This is a genomic window from Pseudomonas sp. A (assembly GCF_056270345.1).
Genome location: NZ_CM149873.1, coordinates 4,294,035 through 4,312,242, shown reverse-complemented (window position 1 = coordinate 4,312,242; position 18,208 = coordinate 4,294,035). Strand labels below are relative to the sequence as shown.

At 64.4% G+C, this 18,208-nt stretch carries 14 protein-coding genes; 9 read left to right on the top strand and 5 right to left on the bottom strand.

Annotation, left to right across the window (positions count from 1 at the left end):
- The first annotated feature begins 23 nt into the window (after positions 1-23).
- On the top strand, positions 24-800 hold the full coding sequence (gene tam / locus AC0MAZ_RS19100) for a trans-aconitate 2-methyltransferase (RefSeq protein ID WP_475858851.1): 777 nt from the start codon (positions 24-26) through the stop codon (positions 798-800).
- Here tam and AC0MAZ_RS19095 read toward each other — a convergent pair.
- Both AC0MAZ_RS19095 and AC0MAZ_RS19090 read right to left on the bottom strand, forming a co-directional pair.
- On the bottom strand, positions 777-1,151 hold the full coding sequence (locus tag AC0MAZ_RS19095; RefSeq protein ID WP_232855585.1) for a DUF2784 domain-containing protein: 375 nt from the start codon (positions 1,149-1,151) through the stop codon (positions 777-779). The two genes, tam and AC0MAZ_RS19095, sit on opposite strands and share 24 nt — an antisense overlap.
- Positions 1,152-2,106: 955 nt before the next feature.
- On the bottom strand, positions 2,107-2,976 hold the full coding sequence (locus tag AC0MAZ_RS19090) for a LysR substrate-binding domain-containing protein (RefSeq protein WP_186733062.1): 870 nt from the start codon (positions 2,974-2,976) through the stop codon (positions 2,107-2,109).
- A 245-nt stretch (positions 2,977-3,221) separates the two neighbouring features.
- On the opposite strand from AC0MAZ_RS19090, the gene AC0MAZ_RS19085 reads away from it, so the two are divergent.
- The 6 genes from AC0MAZ_RS19085 to katG all read left to right on the top strand — a co-directional run bounded on the left by AC0MAZ_RS19085 (position 3,222) and on the right by katG (position 11,954).
- The gene (locus AC0MAZ_RS19085) at positions 3,222-4,538 is read left to right on the top strand and encodes an MFS transporter (protein ID WP_234563100.1); all 1,317 of its coding nucleotides are present in this window, start codon (positions 3,222-3,224) and stop codon (positions 4,536-4,538) included.
- Positions 4,539-4,552: 14 nt separating this feature from the next.
- Entirely contained in the window at positions 4,553-5,944 is a 1,392-nt protein-coding gene (locus AC0MAZ_RS19080; protein WP_475858850.1) for an FAD-dependent oxidoreductase, read from the top strand.
- A gap of 108 nt (positions 5,945-6,052) precedes the next feature.
- Positions 6,053-6,763, top strand: coding sequence for a YebC/PmpR family DNA-binding transcriptional regulator (locus tag AC0MAZ_RS19075; protein ID WP_232855581.1), 711 nt, complete (start codon positions 6,053-6,055; stop codon positions 6,761-6,763).
- 86 nt (positions 6,764-6,849) lie between these two features.
- On the top strand, positions 6,850-7,794 hold the full coding sequence (locus AC0MAZ_RS19070) for a LysR family transcriptional regulator (RefSeq protein WP_203652323.1): 945 nt from the start codon (positions 6,850-6,852) through the stop codon (positions 7,792-7,794).
- Positions 7,795-7,978: 184 nt separating this feature from the next.
- Entirely contained in the window at positions 7,979-9,391 is a 1,413-nt protein-coding gene (locus AC0MAZ_RS19065) for a pyridoxal phosphate-dependent decarboxylase family protein (RefSeq protein ID WP_203652324.1), read from the top strand.
- Between the two features lie 316 nt (positions 9,392-9,707).
- Positions 9,708-11,954: a catalase/peroxidase HPI gene (katG, locus tag AC0MAZ_RS19060; protein WP_475858849.1), complete on the top strand. Its 2,247-nt coding sequence runs from the start codon at positions 9,708-9,710 to the stop codon at positions 11,952-11,954.
- Positions 11,955-12,084: 130 nt separating this feature from the next.
- Here katG and AC0MAZ_RS19055 read toward each other — a convergent pair whose 3' ends face one another.
- Entirely contained in the window at positions 12,085-13,419 is a 1,335-nt protein-coding gene (locus AC0MAZ_RS19055; RefSeq protein WP_475858848.1) for an MFS transporter, read from the bottom strand.
- A gap of 354 nt (positions 13,420-13,773) precedes the next feature.
- On the opposite strand from AC0MAZ_RS19055, the gene AC0MAZ_RS19050 reads away from it, so the two are divergent.
- Together AC0MAZ_RS19050 and AC0MAZ_RS19045 are read left to right on the top strand one after the other, a co-directional pair.
- Positions 13,774-15,105 carry an McrB family protein gene (locus AC0MAZ_RS19050; RefSeq protein ID WP_475858847.1) on the top strand — a complete coding sequence of 444 codons (1,332 nt, stop codon included), beginning with the start codon at positions 13,774-13,776 and terminating at the stop codon, positions 15,103-15,105.
- 6 nt (positions 15,106-15,111) lie between these two features.
- Positions 15,112-16,488 (top strand): hypothetical protein, encoded by a 1,377-nt coding sequence (locus tag AC0MAZ_RS19045; protein ID WP_232855577.1) that lies wholly within the window; start codon positions 15,112-15,114, stop codon positions 16,486-16,488.
- Here AC0MAZ_RS19045 and AC0MAZ_RS19040 read toward each other — a convergent pair.
- Complete coding sequence (locus AC0MAZ_RS19040) at positions 16,457-17,095, bottom strand: HNH endonuclease (RefSeq protein WP_232855576.1); 639 nt, start codon at positions 17,093-17,095, stop codon at positions 16,457-16,459. The two genes, AC0MAZ_RS19045 and AC0MAZ_RS19040, sit on opposite strands and share 32 nt — an antisense overlap.
- A complete protein-coding gene (locus tag AC0MAZ_RS19035; protein WP_234562374.1) occupies positions 17,092-18,096 on the bottom strand; it encodes an AAA family ATPase in 1,005 nt (334 codons plus the stop codon). The genes AC0MAZ_RS19040 and AC0MAZ_RS19035 overlap by 4 nt, the downstream gene beginning before the upstream one ends.
- Positions 18,097-18,208 lie beyond the last annotated feature (112 nt).

The following is an 18,208-nucleotide window of genomic DNA, read 5'->3' as shown; positions in this document are numbered from 1 at the left end:
AATTGCCCTACAAGGAGTCGCCCATGGCCTGGTCCGCCACCCAGTATTCGTTGTTCGAAGACGAACGCACCCGCGCCGTGCGCGATCTGCTGGCTGCCGTGCCGGCGCGTCCGGTGCGGCATGCCACGGACCTGGGCTGCGGCCCGGGCAACTCTACCGAGGTATTGCTGCAGCGCTGTCCGGATGCCCAGGTCCTGGCCCTGGACAGCGATCCGGACATGATCGGCAAGGCCCGGCAGCGGCCACGCCTGAGCATTCCGCGGGTGCGCTGCGAGATTGGCGAGATTGCCAGCTGGACGGCCCACGAGCCTCAGGACCTGATCCTTGCTAACGCGTCGCTACAGTGGGTGCCGGACCACGCCAAGCTTTACCCGCACTTGGTGCGGCAACTGAGCGAGGGCGCCAGCCTGGCCGTGCAGACCCCCGATAACCTCGACGAGCCGGCGCACCGCCGGTTGCGCGAGATCGCCAGCCAGGGGCCCTGGGCCGGGAAGTTCGCCGATTTCAGCCTGCCGCCGCGGCACAACGCCGGCTTCTACTACGACCTGCTCAGCCCGCTGTGTACGCGGGTGGATGTGTGGCGCACCACCTATCACCACCCGCTGGAAGGTGGTGCCGAGGCGGTGGTGGAGTGGTTCAAGGGCTCGGCGCTGCGGCCTTACCTGGCGCGGCTGGATGAGCAGGAGCAGGCGAGTTTCCTGCAGCTTTACCTGCAGGCCATGCAGCGTGACTATCCGCCGGCCAGCGATGGCAGGGTGTTGTTGCCGTTCCCGCGGTTATTCGTGGTGGCGACGCGCTAGGCGCCAGATCACGCAGGCGTAGACCCCCAGGTTGAGCAGCAGCACGACGGTGCCCAGCCACAGCTGGATCTGTGGGGTCAGGCCGGCGGGGTAGATCACTGGCCAGACGTAGTGTTCGACGAAACCGCCGTGGTAGCCGGCGTCGCCGGCGGCGGTGCGCAGGTGGTTTTCCCAGTCGGTCAGGGGGCACTCCAGGTGCAGGCCTTCCACGGCCAGGCCCCAGGCGAGGGCGGGGAGGTGGATCAGCAGGGCGCGGCGGCGCCAGAGCACCAGCAGGCCGCCGAACAGGACCAGCAGGATGAACGAGAGGTGGAACAGGACCAGGGTGTCGGCGGCCAGGCGGTAGAACATGGTGGGTGGGGCCTTGCTGTTGGAGTCGGGTTAGTTTGTCATGGTTTTTTGATTCTGGGATTCTGGGTTTCTGGGTTTCTGGGTTTCTGGGTTTCTGGGTTTCTGGGTTTCTGAGGCTGGGCGGTTATTGTTTTGATAGTTGTATGCGCATTCATTTGCGATGTCGACGCTTATTCACCTTTCCGCCCTTACGGCGGGTTACTTTGGTCTTGGCCAAAGTAACCAAAGCCGTTGCGCTCCATTCATCCGGCCCTACGCTTCGCTCCGGGTTCCCTCACTCCGGCCTTGCTCCCGGGAGGACCGCGCTGCAGGGCCCATCCTGGGCCCCAGCGCTTGACGGGCATCCATGCCCGTCACCTCCCTCCGCAAGGCCTGCGTTCGGCCTCCTGAAGTCGCGAAGTTACGGGCGGCGCCTGAACTGGCGCAGCTGTCGCTAGTTCAAACTTAATTAATCTCTCGATCGCATCGCGGGGCAAGCCCGCTCCCACGCAATAGTCGCCGTTATATAAAACCCTGTAGGAGCGGGCTTGCCCCGCGAAAGGGCAGGAACAGCCAATACCTAACTAATGGTCAAACAACTAGCTTCGCGTTTCTTGCTCTTGCTCTTGCTCTTGCTCTTGCTCTTGCTCTTGCTTCTAAGCGCGCGGTAGATCAGGCAACACCAATTGCGACTTCAGGAGGCCGAGTGGAGTTCTTGCGAAGGGAGGTGACGGGCATGGATGCCCGTCAAGCGCTGCGCCCCAGGATGGGGCGTTCAGCGCGGTCCTCCCGGGAGCAAGAACGGAGCGAGGGAACCCCGGAGCGCAGCGTAGGGGCCGGATGAACGGAGCGGAACGGTTTTGCCTACTTTTCCCTAGAGAAAAGTAGGTCGCCGTAAAGGCGAAAAGGTGACTAAATGTCGACATCGCCTACGAATATGTATGCAAAGTTCAAAACAATCACTAAAGCCCCAGCCCTAAATCCCCTCCAAAACCATCTCCAAAAACGTAGCCACCACCCGCCGCGTCCTCTGCTCACTCAAACAAACCAGCGTCTCAGTCAAATGCCGCCGACAATCCACAATCGGCAAAGCACAAACCCGCGCATCAGCCCCGAACTCCGCCGCCGAAACAACCCCCACGCCAATCCCCACCACCACCGCCTCCCGCGCCGCCTCACGCCCCTCGACCTGGATCGCCGGCCGGATCCGCAACCCGGCCCGTTGCATTTCCTCCTCCAGCGTCTGCCGCGTCACCGACCCCGGCTCACGCAGCACCAACGGCGTGTCATCCAGGTCCGCCAGGCTGATCTGCCCCCGGCTGGCCCACGGATGGTTGTGCGAAACGAACGCCACCATCGGGTCACGCCGCATCGGCACGCAGAACAACCGCTCATCATCGACATCGCGCCCGAGCAGGGCCAGGTCCGCCTGGTAGCTGAACAGCCGGGCCAGCGACTCATCGGTATTGCCGGTCTCGATCTTCACCTGGATCCCCGGATACCGCTGGCAGAACCGGGCGATCTGCGGCAGCACGTGCACCGGCGCGTCCACCGCCAGGGTCAGGCTGCCGGTGTGCAGGGCGCGGGAGTCCTGCAGCAGCTCTACGGCCTCGGCCTCACAGGCGAACAGACGCTGGGTCACGCCCAGCAAGCGCTCGCCCAGGTCGGTCAACTGCACCGAGCGCTTGTTGCGCTGGAACAGCAGCACACCGAAGCGCTCCTCGAGCTTGCGCACCTGGTCGGACACCGCCGGCTGGGTCAAAAACAGCTTCTGCGCCGCACGGGTGAAGCTGCCCTGTTCGGCGACTGCATGAAAGGCCTTGAGTTGAGCATGGGAGACCGACATCGAACACTCCGCTTACAAGCTGGGCTTATGTGTGAAATACGATAAATCGATTTTATTTATCAGTCAGCAGCTGTTTCCATGTGTTTCAACCCGGCTGCGCCGCCACGAGCGGCGCCATGTCGGCCATGGCGGCACCACCGCCATCTGACCAGGTGACGTCCCTCCGTCACGCAGTGCGCAACACAACAACAAGACAGGCGTTTCTTCACATTCTGCCGGCACACTCAAGCAAGAGGTCAGAGTCAATGAATCAATCCCTGGGCGCCATCAAACGCTGGCGCGTGCAGATCTTCGCGATCACCTGGCTGGCCTACGCCGCCTTCTATTTCACCCGCAAAGCCTTCTCGGTGGCCAAGCTCGGTATCGGCGAGGATCCGAATTTCATGCTCGACAAGGCCGCCATGGCCAACCTCGATGCGATCTACCTGGCCGCCTACGCCGTGGGCCAGTTCACCTGGGGCATGCTCGCCGACCGCTTTGGCCCCCGTGTGGTGGTGCTGGGCGGGCTGCTGATCTCGGCGGCGGCCGCGGTGGTGATGGGCAGTTACGCGACCTTCCCGATCTTCGCCACCTGCATGCTGATCCAGGGGCTGGCGCAGTCCACCGGCTGGGCGGGGCTGTGCAAGAACATCGGCAGTTTCTTCCCGGCCTCCCAGCGCGGACGGGTGCTGGGGCTGTGGAGTTCGTGCTACGCCTTCGGCGGCCTGGTGGCCTCGCCGTTCGCCGGCTGGTGGGCCTACACCCTGGTCGGCACCTGGCATGCGGCGTTCTTCTCCAGCGCCGTGGTGGTGGCCGTGGTGGCGGTGCTGTTCTTCATTTTCCAGCGCAACAAGCCCGAGGACGTCGGCCTGCCGGCGGTAGAGCCCGAGCCGCAGAGCATGGCGCCGGGGGGCAATCTGTGCAGCGTCTGGGCGCCGCTGCGCGAGATCCTGCGCAACCGCACGGTGCTGACCCTGGGCCTGGCCTACTTCATGCTCAAACCTGCGCGCTACGCCATCCTGCTGTGGGGCCCGGTGATCGTCTTCGAGCAGATGCCGTCGGTGGGCAAGGTCGGCGCGGCGATCATTCCCACGGCCTTCGAACTGGCCGGGTTGCTCGGGCCGATTCTCATCGGCCTGGCCTCGGACAAACTGTTCGGCGCCCGGCGCATGCCGGCCTGCGTGATCAGCCTGGTGCTGCTGACCCTGACCCTGGCCGGTTTCATGGCGGCGATGCACAGCGGCAGCGTGCTGCTGGTGGTGGCCCTGCTGTTTGTGATGGGCCTGACCCTGTATGGCCCGGACTCGATGATCAGCGGCGCCGCGGCCATCGACTTCGGCACGGCCAAGGCCGGCGCCACCGCGGCCGGTTTCGTCAATGGCTGCGGCTCGGTGGGTGCGGTGCTCGGCGGCCTGCTGCCCGGTTACTTCGACAGCGTCACGGTGTTTATCGTCTTCGCCGGCACGGCGCTGTTCTCCGCCCTGGTGCTGCTGCCGCACTGGAACAGCCGCCCGGCAACAGCACCCCAGGCCACCGATGTGGCACCCAACACCAGCATGGCGATCAAGCCACTGCGTACCTAAAGGAAAGCAAGTAGATGAGACCCTTCTGGCTGCAACAGGCCCTGGACCAGGAAGACCAGGCGCCGTGCCCGCCGCTTGCCGGCGACGTGCGCTGCGACGTGTGCATCGTCGGTGGTGGCTACACCGGCCTGTGGACCGCGCTGATGATCAAGGAACAGGCGCCGCAGCTGGAAGTGCTGCTGCTCGAGGCGGATATCTGCGGCGCCGGGGCCAGCGGGCGCAACGGTGGCTGCGCGCTGTCCTGGTCGGCCAAGTACTTCACCCTCGAGCGCTTGTTCGGCGTGGCCGAGGCGGTGCGCCTGGTGCGCGAGTCCGAGCGCAGCATCGGCGCCATCGGCGAGTTCTGCGCGGCCAACGGCATTCGCTGCGACTACCGCATGGACGGCACGCTCTACACCGCCACCAACCAGGCCCAGCTCGGTGGCACCGATGCGGTGATCGCCGCGCTGGAGCAGCAGGGGATCAATTCGTTTCAGCGCCTGGTACTGGAGCAGGTGCAGCGTCTGGCCGGTTCCGAACGGCATCTGGAGGGCTGGTATTCGCCGGCCGCGGCCACGGTGCAGCCGGGGCGGCTGGTGCGCGGCCTGCGCCGGGTGGCCTTGCAGCGTGGCGTGCGCATCCACGAGGGCACGGCGATGACCGGCCTGGAGCATGGCGCGCCGGTGCAGGTGCGCACCCGCGCCGGCACCGTTCGCGCCGACCGTGTGGTGCTGGGTCTCAATGCCTGGATGGCGCGGGCCTTCCCGCAGTTCGGGCGCAGCGTGGCGATCGTCTCCAGCGACATGGTGATCACCGAGCCGTGCCCCGAACTGCTGGGTCGGATCGGCCTGGACAGCGGCGTCAGTGTGCTCGACTCGCGGATCTTCGTGCACTACTACCACAACACTTCCGATGGCCGGCTGATGCTCGGCAAGGGCGGCAATACCTTCGCCTACGGCGGGCGCATGCTGCCGGTGTTCGACCAGCCGTCGCCGTACCAGCCGCTGCTGCGCGAGAGCCTGGGCGAGTTCTTCCCGGCGCTGGCCGAGGTGCCGCTGGCGGCCAGTTGGAACGGGCCGTCGGACCGCTCGGTGACCGGGCTGCCGTTCTTCGGTCGGCTCGATGGGCAGGGCAACGTGTTCTACGGCTTCGGTTACTCCGGCAGCGGGGTGGGGCCGTGCCACATGGGCGGGCAGATCCTGTCGTCGCTGGCACTGGGGCTGGACAACGCCTGGACCCGCTCGCCGCTGGTCAAGGGGCCGCTGGGGCAGTTCCCGCCGGAACCGGTGCGCTACCTGGGGTCGTTGCTGGTGCGCAATGCCATCCGCCGCAAGGAGCGCGCCGAAGACCGCGGTGTGCGGCCGCGCCGGCTGGACGTGCGCCTGGCGAAGTTCGCGGCGGCGGCGGGGAAGGCGGACAAGGGCTGAGGCTGACGCGATTTCTTGTCGAACCCGGTGCGCAGGGCGTATAAACTCTCCCCACTTTATTAAGGCCGGTCGCTTCCTGAACCGGCCGCGGAAACAAAGAGAGTCGATATGGGCGCACAGTGGAAAGCCAAACATAGAGAAACAGCGGCCAATGCCAAAGGCAAGGTCATGGGCAAGCTGGCCAAGGAGATCCAGATCGCTGCCAAGTCCGGTGCCGACCCGGACATGAACCCGCGCCTGCGCCTGGCCATCGTCCAGGCCAAGAAAGCCTCGATGACCCGTGAGACCCTGGAGCGCGCGATCAAGAAAGGCGCGGGCCTGGACGGCGAGGCCGTGCAGTACCATGCGGTCAGCTATGAAGGCTTCGCCCCGCACCAGGTGCCGCTGATCGTCGAGTGCCTGACCGACAACATCAACCGCACCGTGGCGCAGATCCGCGTGCTGTTCCGCAAGGGCCAGCTCGGCGCCAGCGGTTCGGTGGCCTGGGACTTCAACCATGTCGGCCTGATCGAGGCTACCCCGGAAGGCGACGCCGACCCGGAAATGGCGGCCATCGAAGCCGGTGCCCAGGACTTCGAGGATGGCGAGGAAGAGGGTTCGACCCTGTTCATCACCGACACCACCGACCTCGATGCCGTGCAGAAGGCCCTGCCGGAGCATGGCTTCACCGTCACCTCGGCGAAGATCGGCTACACCCCGAAGAACCCGGTGAGCGCAGCCAGCCTCAGCGCCGAAGCGCTGGCCGAGGTCGAGGCCTTCCTCGAGGCGATCGACGAGAACGAAGACGTGCAGAACGTCTATGTCGGCCTGACCGACTGATCCGCGCGTCATCCTCGCGGGGCAAGCCCACTCCCAGCACATCTGTGGGAGCGGGCTTGCCCCGCGATCATTTCCGGACCTGCGCCATGCACCCCACCTTCGCCTCCCTCAGCCTCGCCCACCTGCGCACCCTCGACTGCCTCCTGCAGCTGAAGAACCTCAGCCACGCCGCCGAACGCCTGGGCTGCAGCCAATCGGCCCTGAGCCGCCAGCTGGCCAGCCTGCGCGAGGCATTCGACGACCCGCTGCTGGTCCGCCAGGGCCGTGGCTACGTGCTCAGCGAGCACGCCGAGGCGCTGGTCGAGCCGTTGCGCCAGGTGCTGGAGGAGCTCAACGCCCTGCGCCAGCCCGCGGCGTTCGACCCGGCGCGCTGCGAGCGGCGCTTCTGCCTCGCCGCCTCCGACTACGTGGCCGAGCACATGCTGCCGCAGCTGGTCGCGGTGCTGGAGCAGGAAGCGCCGGGCGTGTCGCTGGAGTACCGCACCTGGCAGGCTGGGCAGTACGCCTTGCTTGCCAGCGGCGAGATCGACCTGGCCACCACGTTGTTCGACGAATCGCCGCCCAACCTGCACGGCCGGCTGCTGGGCGAGGACCGGGCGGTGTGCCTGATGCGCCATGACCATCCGCTGAGCACCCGCGCCGAGCTGAGCCAGGACGACTACCTGGCCTTCAAGCATGTGCGGGTGTCCGGGGGCGGCGACAAGGACAGCTTCATCGACCGTCATTTGCGCGCCCAGGGGCTGCAGCGGCGCATCAGCCTGGAGGTGCCGTTCTTCAGTGCCATGGTCCAGGTGCTCGGCAATGGCCAGGCCCTGGCTACAGTGCCCGAGCACATCGCCCGGCAACTGGCGCGGCTGCACGGCCTGAGCTGGCGGCCGATGGGCTTCATCGACCACACCCAGCGCTACTGGGTGGTGTGGCACCAGCGCCTGCAGGCCTCGGCCGAGCACCGCTGGCTGCGCAACCGGGTATTCGAGGTGTGGCGCCAGTCGCAGTTCGGCGTGCAAGGTGGGCATGCGCCTTCGCCATAGCAGCTATGCGCGAAGCGGGGTTATTCGCAAGCCGGCAGGCGCCTAGACTGCGGGCATTGTGTTGCCAGTGCCGGCCTCTTCGCGGGGCAAGCCCGCTCCTACAGGATTGCGCGGTCCCTGTAGGAGCGGGCTTGCCCCGCGAAGAGGCCGGCACACGCACCTGACAATCCACAGGAGAGCCCCCGTGACCCCCGAACAATTCCGCCAGTACGGCCACCAACTGATCGACCTGATCGCCGACTACCGCCAGACCGTCGGCGAGCGCCCGGTCATGGCCCAGGTCCAGCCGGGCTACCTCAAGGCCGCCTTGCCCGAGGGCGCGCCGCAGCAAGGCGAACCGTTCGAAGCCATCCTCGCCGACGTCGACAAGCTGGTGATGCCCGGCCTGTCCCACTGGCAGCATCCGGACTTCTACGGTTACTTCCCCTCCAACGGCACCCTGTCGTCGGTGCTCGGCGATTTCCTCAGCACCGGCCTGGGCGTGCTCGGCCTGTCGTGGCAGTCCAGCCCGGCACTGAGCGAGCTGGAGGAAACCACCCTCGACTGGCTGCGCCAGCTGCTGGGCCTGAGCGGGCAGTGGAGCGGGGTGATCCAGGACACTGCCTCGACCAGCACCCTGGTGGCATTGATCAGCGCCCGCGAACGCGCCACCGACCACGCCCAGGTGCACGGCGGCCTGCAGGCCCAGGCCAGGCCATTGATCGTCTACGTCAGCGCCCACGCCCACAGCTCGGTGGACAAGGCCGCGCTGCTGGCCGGATTCGGCCGCGACAATATCCGCCTGATCCCCACCGACGCCCGCTACGCCATGCGTCCGGAGGCGCTGCGCGAGGCCATCGAGCAGGACCTGGCCGCCGGCAACCAGCCCTGCGCCGTGGTCGCCACCACCGGCACCACCACCACCACCGCGCTGGACCCGCTGCGTCCGATCGGCGAGATCGCCCAGGCCAACCAGCTGTGGCTGCACGTGGACTCGGCCATGGCCGGCTCGGCGATGATCCTTCCGGAGTGCCGCTGGATGTGGGACGGCATCGAGCTGGCCGACTCGGTGGTGGTCAACGCCCACAAATGGCTGGGTGTGGCCTTCGACTGCTCGATCTACTACGTGCGCGATCCGCAGCACCTGATCCGGGTGATGAGCACCAACCCCAGCTACCTGCAGTCGGCGGTCGATGGCGAGGTGAAGAACCTGCGCGATTGGGGCATCCCGCTGGGGCGCCGGTTCCGCGCGCTGAAACTGTGGTTCATGCTGCGCAGCGAAGGGGTCGAGGCCCTGCAGCAACGCCTGCGTCGCGACCTGGACAACGCCCGTTGGCTGGCTGCCCAGGTCGAGGCGACGGCGCAGTGGGAAGTGCTGGCGCCGGTGCAATTGCAGACCCTGTGCATCCGTCATTGCCCGGCGGGCCTCGCGGGTGAGGCGCTGGATGCCCATACCCGTGCCTGGGCCGAACGTCTCAACAATTCGGGCGATGCCTACGTGACCCCGGCGACTCTCGACGGGCGCTGGATGGTGCGGGTGTCGGTGGGGGCGCTGCCGACCGAGCGTGCGCATGTCGAGCGGCTGTGGGCCCGGTTGCAGGCGGTAGTGGCCGAGTAACGCGGCAAACTCAAGCGCTGAACGCTGTCGCGGGGCAAGCCCGCTCCCACGTGTTTGTGGGGGCGGGCTTGCCCCGCGACACGTTTTGCAATGCTGACAGAGCAAGGCTATCACCCCCCAATAGCGCCTCTATTAGACCTCTGCCCAAGCTCGGCTAGTCTTTCTGCTGGTTCCGCGAAAAGCCGGTGCACCGCCGTGCCCGGCCACACTGATGAGGAGTGGGCGCGCTTTCGGGCGCACCCGTTCCAACACCTGGCAACGAAAATACAAGAACGCCCGGAAATCTGAATTGAACCGACCCAAAAGGTAGAAGCAGATGGCGAACGAATCGAAATGCCCGTTCCATCAGACCGCCGGTGGCGGCACCAGCAACCGTGACTGGTGGCCTGACCAGCTCAACCTGAAGATCCTCCACCAGCACTCCAGCAAGTCCGACCCCATGGACCCGGACTTCGACTACGCCAAGGCGTTCAAGAGTCTCGATTTCCAGGCCCTGAAAAATGACCTGAGCGCCTTGATGACTGACTCACAGGACTGGTGGCCGGCCGACTTCGGCCACTATGGCCCGCTGTTCATCCGCATGGCCTGGCACAGCGCCGGCACCTACCGCATCGGTGACGGCCGTGGCGGCGCCGGCTCCGGCCAGCAGCGCTTCGCCCCGCTCAACAGCTGGCCGGACAACGTCAGCCTGGACAAGGCCCGGCGCCTGCTGTGGCCGATCAAGCAGAAGTACGGCAACAAGATCTCCTGGGCCGACCTGATCGTGCTCACCGGCAACGTCGCCCTCGAATCCATGGGCTTCAAGACCTTCGGCTTCTCCGGTGGTCGCGCCGATGTGTGGGAGCCCGACGAGGACGTGTACTGGGGCTCGGAGAAGGTCTGGCTGGGTGGTGATACCCGCTACGGCAAGGACCAGGTCAAGGCCCAGCCGCCCGGCCAGGGGGACCTGGTGGCCGAGCCCGCCAAGCATGGCGAGGAGCAGAACCGCGACCTGTCGGCCGAACGCAACCTGGAAAACCCGCTGGCCGCCGTGCAGATGGGCCTGATCTACGTCAACCCGGAAGGCCCGGAAGGCGAGCCCGACCCGGTGAAATCCGGCAAGGACATCCGCGAGACCTTCGGCCGCATGGCCATGAACGATGAAGAGACCGTGGCGTTGATTGCCGGCGGCCACGCCTTCGGCAAGACCCACGGTGCCGGCCCTGCCGACAATGTCGGCGCCGAGCCGGAAGCCGCAGGTCTGGAGCTGCAGGGCCTGGGCTGGAGCAACAAGTTCGGTACCGGCAAGGGCGGCGACACTATCACCAGCGGTCTGGAAGTAATCTGGACGTCGACCCCGACGAAGTGGAGCAACGAGTACCTCAACAACCTGTTCAATTTCGAGTGGGAACTGACCAAGAGCCCCGCGGGTGCCCACCAGTGGCGGCCAAAGGACGGCAAGGGTGCGGGGACCGTGCCCGATGCCCACGACCCGGGCAAGACACATGCGCCCTCGATGCTCACCTCTGACCTGGCGCTGCGTTTCGACCCTGTCTACGAACCCATCGCCCGGCGTTTCAAGGACAATCCCGACCAGCTTGCCGACGCCTTCGCCCGTGCCTGGTACAAGCTGATCCACCGTGACATGGGCCCGTTGGCCCGCTACCTAGGGCCAGAAATGCCCAACGAGGAGTTGCTGTGGCAGGACCCGTTGCCCAAATCAGGACCGCAACCGAGCGACGCCTATATCGCCGCGCTCAAGGCCAAGGTGCTGGCTTCGGGGCTGAGTGTCCCTGAACTGGTTTCCGCCGCCTGGGCCTCGGCCTCGACCTTCCGCGGCTCCGACAAGCGCGGTGGTGCCAACGGTGCGCGGTTGCGCCTGGCTCCGCAGAACGGTTGGACGGCGAACCAGGGCCTGGACAAGGTGCTGACGGCACTGGAGAAGATCCGCAGCGAGGGCGGTAACAAGATCTCCCTGGCCGACCTGATTGTGCTGGCTGGCAGCGCGGCGGTGGAGAAAGCGGCCAAGGATGCCGGGCACAACATCAGCGTGCCGTTCCATCCGGGGCGTGTGGATGCCTCGCAGGAGCAGACTGACGTCGAGTCGTTCGCCGTGCTCGAGCCGTTGGCCGACGGTTTCCGCAATTTCAGCAAGGCGCGATACAGCGTCAAGGCCGAGAAGCTGCTGTTGGACAAGGCCCAGTTGCTGACCCTCACCGCACCGGAGGTGACCGTGCTGATCGGCGGCCTGCGGGTGCTCGGCGCCAACCATGGCGGCAGCAAGGACGGCGTGTTCACCGACAAGGTCGGCGTGCTCAGCAATGACTTCTTCCGCAACCTGCTGGACATGGGCGTGGAGTGGAAGCCGACCTCGGCGGACAACGAAGCGTTTGAAGGCCGTGATCGCAAGACCGGCCAGGTGAAATGGACCGCCAGCCGGGTCGACCTGGTGTTCGGCTCCCATGCGCAACTGCGTGCCTTGAGTGAGGTGTATGGCAGCAGCGATGCCAAGGACAAGTTCGTCAAGGACTTCGTGGCGGCGTGGGTGAAGGTCATGGAGCTGGACCGCTTCGACCTGGCCTGAGGAAAGGCCTGGGGCGTCGTTTCGTGGGAGCGGGCTTGTGGGAGCGGGCTTGCCCCGCGATGAGGCCATCAACCGTTCAGGCCATCATCGCGGGCAAGCCCGCTCCCACGAAAAGCCCCAGGGCTATCACCTACAGGTCCTGCGACACCCCAGGCTGATCGTTGCCTGGGGTGCCCTCATGCAATGAAGCCTGCGAGGTTTCCGGCAAGGCCAACCCACCCACCAATGCCAGCAACGCAATCACTACCAGGTAGAACGCCGGTGCCAGGCGGCTGCCGCTCTGTTCGATCAACCAGGTCGCCACCAGCGGCGCGGTGCCGCCGAACAGGGTGTAGGCGACGTTGTAGGTGATCGCCGAGGCGGTGTAGCGGCTGCGGGTGGGGAAGCATTCCGACAGCAGCGCGGCGGTGACCACGCCACTCATCAGCGCGCCGATGGCCAGCAGGATCACCCCCAGCAAGGCCCCCGACAGCGAACCGGAACTGGCCAGCCAGTAGGCGGGGAACACCGCGAGCATCACCCACAGGCAGGTGAAACCGATGGTCCGGCGCCGGCCGACGCGGTCGCTGAAGGCACCCGCCAGCGGGCAGCCGGCGGCGGCGAACAGCAGGGCCACGGTCGAGACCAGCAGCGCCTGGGCGCGGCTGAGGTGGCCGACCGTCTGCAGGTAGGTGGCGAAGTAGGTGGTGAACATGTAGAACGACAGCGCCGTCAGCGAGATGAACGCGCCGAGGTTGCGGATGGTGCGGCCGTGGTGGCGCAGGGTGTCGCCCAGCGGCGAGTGCGCGTGGGCCTTGCCTTCGGCCAGCGCCTGGCGAAACGCCGGGGTCTCCTCCATGCGCCAGCGCAGGTACAGGCCCACCAGGCCCAGGGGCGCGGCCACCAGGAACGGCACGCGCCAGCCCCAGGCATTCATCGCCTCGGGCGTGAGGCTGGCTTCCAGGCCGTAGGCGATGACCGCCGCGCAGGCGAAGGCGCTGAATGTCGAGACTGGCACGAAGCTGCCATAGAACGCCCGCCGGCCCCGTGGCGCGTGCTCCATCAGGTAGGCGCAGGCACCGGCATACTCGCCGCCCGCGGAAAACCCCTGCAGGCAGCGGGCGAGGGTGAGCAGTACCGGGGCCAGCACGCCGATGCTGGCGTAGGTCGGCAGCAGGCCGATCAGGGTGGTGGAGCCGGCCATCAGCAGGATGGTCAGCGACAGGATGCGCTTGCGTCCGAGCCGGTCGCCCAGCGCGCCGAACACGATACCGCCGAGCGGGCGCAGGGCGAAGGCCACGGCGAACACGGCGAAGGTCTTGAGCAGGGCGACGCCTGCGTCTTCGCTGGCGAAGAACTGGCTGGCGATCAAGGTGGCGAGAAAACCGTAGACGGCGAAGTCGAACCATTCGACGAAGTTGCCGATGGCCGAGGCGACGATCACCCGCCGCAAGGTGGCGGGCGGGACCTCATGGGGAATGGACATGGATGCTCTCCGTTGCGCTGGGCAGCCTGGGCCGGTGCGGCTCACTCGGGGCGCGCCGTCGTTGTTCTGGGGCCAGTAGACAAGCGGCAAGAGGTGGAGGCTTTGTCGTAGACGACATCGGGTTATCCGTTACGACCACACCTGGGGGCAAAGTGGCCGGAGCACTTGCATCGGTTTTCGCCCGAAAGGTCGAGGAAAGGGCCGTTAAGGGCGCGCGAGCGCTCTAGGGGGCGAATTGCGGATGCCTGATGGGTTTGGCTGGTGGCACTTTGATGGTAACTTGGGGGCAATCAATTTCTGGTCCGCCTGACAGGTTTCTGGCGGGTGGCCACCTACTCATGGAAAGAGGTCGATATGGCATCGGTTCCCCATCAATTGATTTTGTTCGGTCCGCCGGGCACCAGCAAAAGCCATCGTGCCCGCAAGTACAAGGCTCGTGAGCTGGGTGCCGTCGACCAGAACATCATCCCTGTCACCTTTCATCCTGAGTACAGCTATGGCGAGTTCGTCGCCCGGGTGCTTCCCCTGACTAACGCTGACCATCGGATCGAGTACAGGGTGCATGCCGGCCCGCTGATCCAGGCGCTGACGCGTGCGTATGCCGAGTTGGAAAAAGAAACGCCCGGTAAGGTGATATTGTTGATCGACGAGATCAACCGGGGTAACTGCGCTGAGATCTTCGGCGATATCTTCCAATTGCTGGACAGGGACGATGAGGGATGGTCGAGCTATTCGATCACCGTATCTGAGGTGATCTGCTCGGCATTGAAGGTTTCAATGGGGCCTGTCACTACCACGCAAAGCATTCTGCAGCAGAAACTGCGCGAGGGACTGGAGCACAACCGGCTCATATTGCCGCCGAACCTGCACATGATCGGGACCATGAACACCAGTGACGAGTCGATCTTCTTCATGGACTCGGCATTCAAGCGCCGCTGGCATTTCGAGTTTTGTCGGGTCCACCTGGGCGAGTCGGATGAGGAACGCATCCAGGCCGATGCCTTGATTCCGTCGGCCGAACCGGTTCGCTGGGAGGCATTTCTCGAGGCGCTGAATGACCATATCCGCAAGACCTGCACGGCGCCCCAACTGGATGACAAGCTGGTCGGGCCATGGTTCATCAAGGCGCGCCCGCCCCGCAAAGGCAAGGTACACGAACTTCAGGACGCAGATGCCTGGAACAGGCTGCGATCGCTTGCCAACAGAGTCACGGAGTCTGGGGCCGGAGGTGACAACAGCACGTCGTTCGAAAACAACGTCTTGGCATTCACCAGAAACTGCAGCAAGGCGACGCAGGACAGGATCCTGGAACTGGCTGGCTACGATATGGGCGCAACACGCAAGTTCAAGGCCATTCTTTCCGAAGGCGGCGGCGCTTATCCGTACTACCTGACCAAGGCGGACGCCGGTAGTGAAGGGCTCACCATCCTGAAGTTCCTGGATGCGCTGCAGGAGCTGGAGGCGGAAGTCGATGAGCCTTGTATTCAGCGAGCCGATATCGCCGGCAAGTTGTGCCTCTACCTTTGGGACAATGTCTACGCGCGCGACAAGACGCCTCTTGCAGAGTTGGTCGGCATGAATCGACAGACGTTGCGCACGTTCGACCAGTTCGTTGATCGTCTCGATACCTTCTTCGACAACCTGATGAAGCCTCCTTCAGCCAATGCCAAAGGCGAGGAGTCTTGAGCCAGGATGCTATGCGAAGCGCTTGAAATCGTCGAAGGCGATAAGGACATTGGCCTGTTCCTGAGCGCCGAAGGACGCACTCTGCTCAAGGTGCCTCACGGTCTCGACTGCAGCGGGTTATCACCTACCGCAGTCTTTTCGCTGCTTTACCGCATGTTTGCCGTGTTTCGCCGCACCGGACATGGCGAGCGCATCATGGCGGCCAGGGATGGCGTGGAGCGGCATGGCAAAGGTGGCGCGCAGGCAGCGGGCAAGGGGGCGGGGTTTGTCGACATGCTGGCATTCGACGAGCTGTTCGATGAGGTGGACCCTCGCAGCATAGTGTCCTTGCATGCGCATCCTGGCATGACGTCTCCTCAGGACGTCCAGCGACTCGACCGGTACCTGTCCCGTGCGCTCTTCGACGAAGGCGACATCCCGTATCTGGACCGGGTACCAGGCATGCGTCGGACAATGGGCCTGGGCAAACAGGCAATCGTGGGGCTCTATTGTTTTTTGGCACGGGACTTCTACCAGCACCTGCTGCAGGTGGACCTTCAGTGCGCCTGGGGCAGTTTCTTCCGTGATGGAATCGCCCTGGCGGAGGACTTCCAGCACCGCTACCTGGCGGCAGACGACTCGCTCTACCTGGGTGATGCCGAGCAGATCAAGCACTGCCGCGAGCGGCTTAGCCACTTGTTGTGGCGAATCGACCGCCAGGCCGCGCCAAGGGATGCCACCTACTGCCGGTTGCATGATGCCCTGGCGCGCTACCTGCAGGGTGCGAGCAGCGTGGAGCAGTCACCTGGCCTGGTTTGGGGCGTTCAAGGATTCTGGGCGGTATGGGAGTCGATGTGCCTGTGTCATGCCTTGGCCGAAAATGCCGACACCACCATCCACAATTGTGACTTCGAACATCTGCCACGCGGGGTGTGCGGTCCCAGGGACATGGCGCGCTGGCGAAAGGCGCAGCGCTTGGTGTTCTCGCGCAACCATCTGCATCGGCGCCCCGACCTGGTGGTGAACGCTGGCGAGCGGTGGCGTGTGGTCGACTTCAAGTATTACCCGCAACCCCTTTGGCAGCGGCCGAAGGAGAAAGAGGACGAGCCACCGACCAAGGAGGAACGGGACTTCACCAACCTGGAAATCTACGCTTTGCTGCTGCGCTGCCATTTATCCGCGACTGCGTCGGGCGAACCGCCCATTGCCCTGGAAATGTGGCTGCCGGGTCGCGCCTTCGAGGTGCATGCACTGGAAGCGACCCCAGCCTGGGACCCGCCATTGTCCGTGCACTTGCTGCAAACCAGGGTCTTGCTGGAACGCTACGCGAGTCTTTACCAGTCGATGGCGCTGCGCAGCGAGGCCGCTGCGTTCAACCGTAGATCTCCCGCTCAATTGCCTTGATCTGTTCGTGCAGGTCTTCGTTCACCGGGGCGGGTATGCCCTGGGCGTGGCTGATGGATTCGGCCTCGAACTCATGGAGTTCGAAAAAGTCGTACATGTATTTGCCCATGGGGGTGATCAGGTCGTAGTGAAACAAGGTGCTCCGTCCGACCAGGTGAACGTTTATGGAAAGATGCTTGTAGGCATCGGTCAGGTTCGGGTGAGCAATGCGGTAATGATCCGGGTTGAACAGTAGGCTCTTGTGCATTCTGGGGATGCGCAGCAATGCCGGGTCAATGAAGTCCAGTCGTGCGCGCTTGACCTTCCTGTTGCATTTGGCGCAGGCCACCGCCAGGTTCGGCAGGTCGAAGATGCAATGATTGAACTGGCTCTTTGGCAATACATGCTCTATATCCAGCACCATGTTGTACTCGCCGCCAATAGGTCTCTGGCAATAACAGCAGCGCTCGCCTTGTTCACGGCGTTTGTGCGCCTTGAGCCGTCGCTTGATCGGTGCTACATGGGCGGATTCCCAGATTTCTCTGGCCGAAGGGCGAGGTCTGGTGCCGACCTGTAGTGCCCTGGCGATACTCAGGTGCTCATCCATCGTGTAGGTGAATGTGGTCATGATACGAGCATCCTCGCCTTGCGAATCAGCAGCAGTTGCTTGCCGTCATGTGCGGCGGCGGCTTCCAATTCATCGAACTCACGGTGGAACAACTGTTCAGTCAGCATGCCCTGCTGCCGGCGGTGCAGCAGGGTGGTCATATGGTGGGACAGGAAAGCGCTGCGTGGCGTCAGCATCCTGAACACGTCCCATAGCACTTGCTCCATGCCTTCGTCGCCACAGTCCAGGGGGCGGGGGGCGTTGTTCTTGACGGCATAGGCCTGCCAGGGCATTTCGGCGTGGGGCGCGGTGGTGACCATGACCGGTGAGTGGGTTGCGATGACCACCCTGGGCCTGTGGTAGTGAAAGAGGTCGAACAGCCTCTTGATGTAGTCATGCTGCCAACGTGGATGAAGACTGTTTTCCGGTTCGTCGATCAGGATCGCCGCATCTTTGTCGATGTGGGAAGCAATGAAGGCCAGGGTCGTGATCAACTGGATCTCACCGGAGCTCGCCTGCTCCAGCGGGAATTGTTCGTTGCCCTTGTGCAGGAATATCGCCGGCCAGTTGCGTAGTTCGTCCTTGTACAGATTGAGTGTCCACGCCCCTTTGTCCGAATACCGCGAGAGACTCTCGGAAGACTGGCTGCTTCCTAGGTCGAACCAGTCGATTCGAGCTTTGGCGTTCTCCTGGCAGATGCCCATGCGAGGCTCATATCCCAGGCGCTCAAGTACCTTACCGATCAGAAAACGGGTATCGGAAGGTTCCTTGATCGACGCGATGACACGTTGCAGCGCGATCGAGAGGAAGGTTTGGCCATAGCGGCCACCCATGAAGAAGTAGCGTTTGCCCTTGTCACGGAACTTGTCGAACGGGCAGTTGGCAATGGCGATGACCGTGCGGTTCTTGCTGATGTAGGCCTCGGCAATATCCGCAAGGGCCTGGCTCTTGCCACTGCCGTTTTCGCCGATGAGGATCGAGAGGGGGCAATCGTAGTCGAAGTCGTGCAGTCGGGTACGCATGAAGAATCCTTTCCTGGGATCGGCAATCGGGGCCGTTCGCGAGCGGGCAGCATACGTTGAGTGATGGCTTTACGCCATTTCTTGCCTCCCTCAAGCCTGTCCATCGACCGGT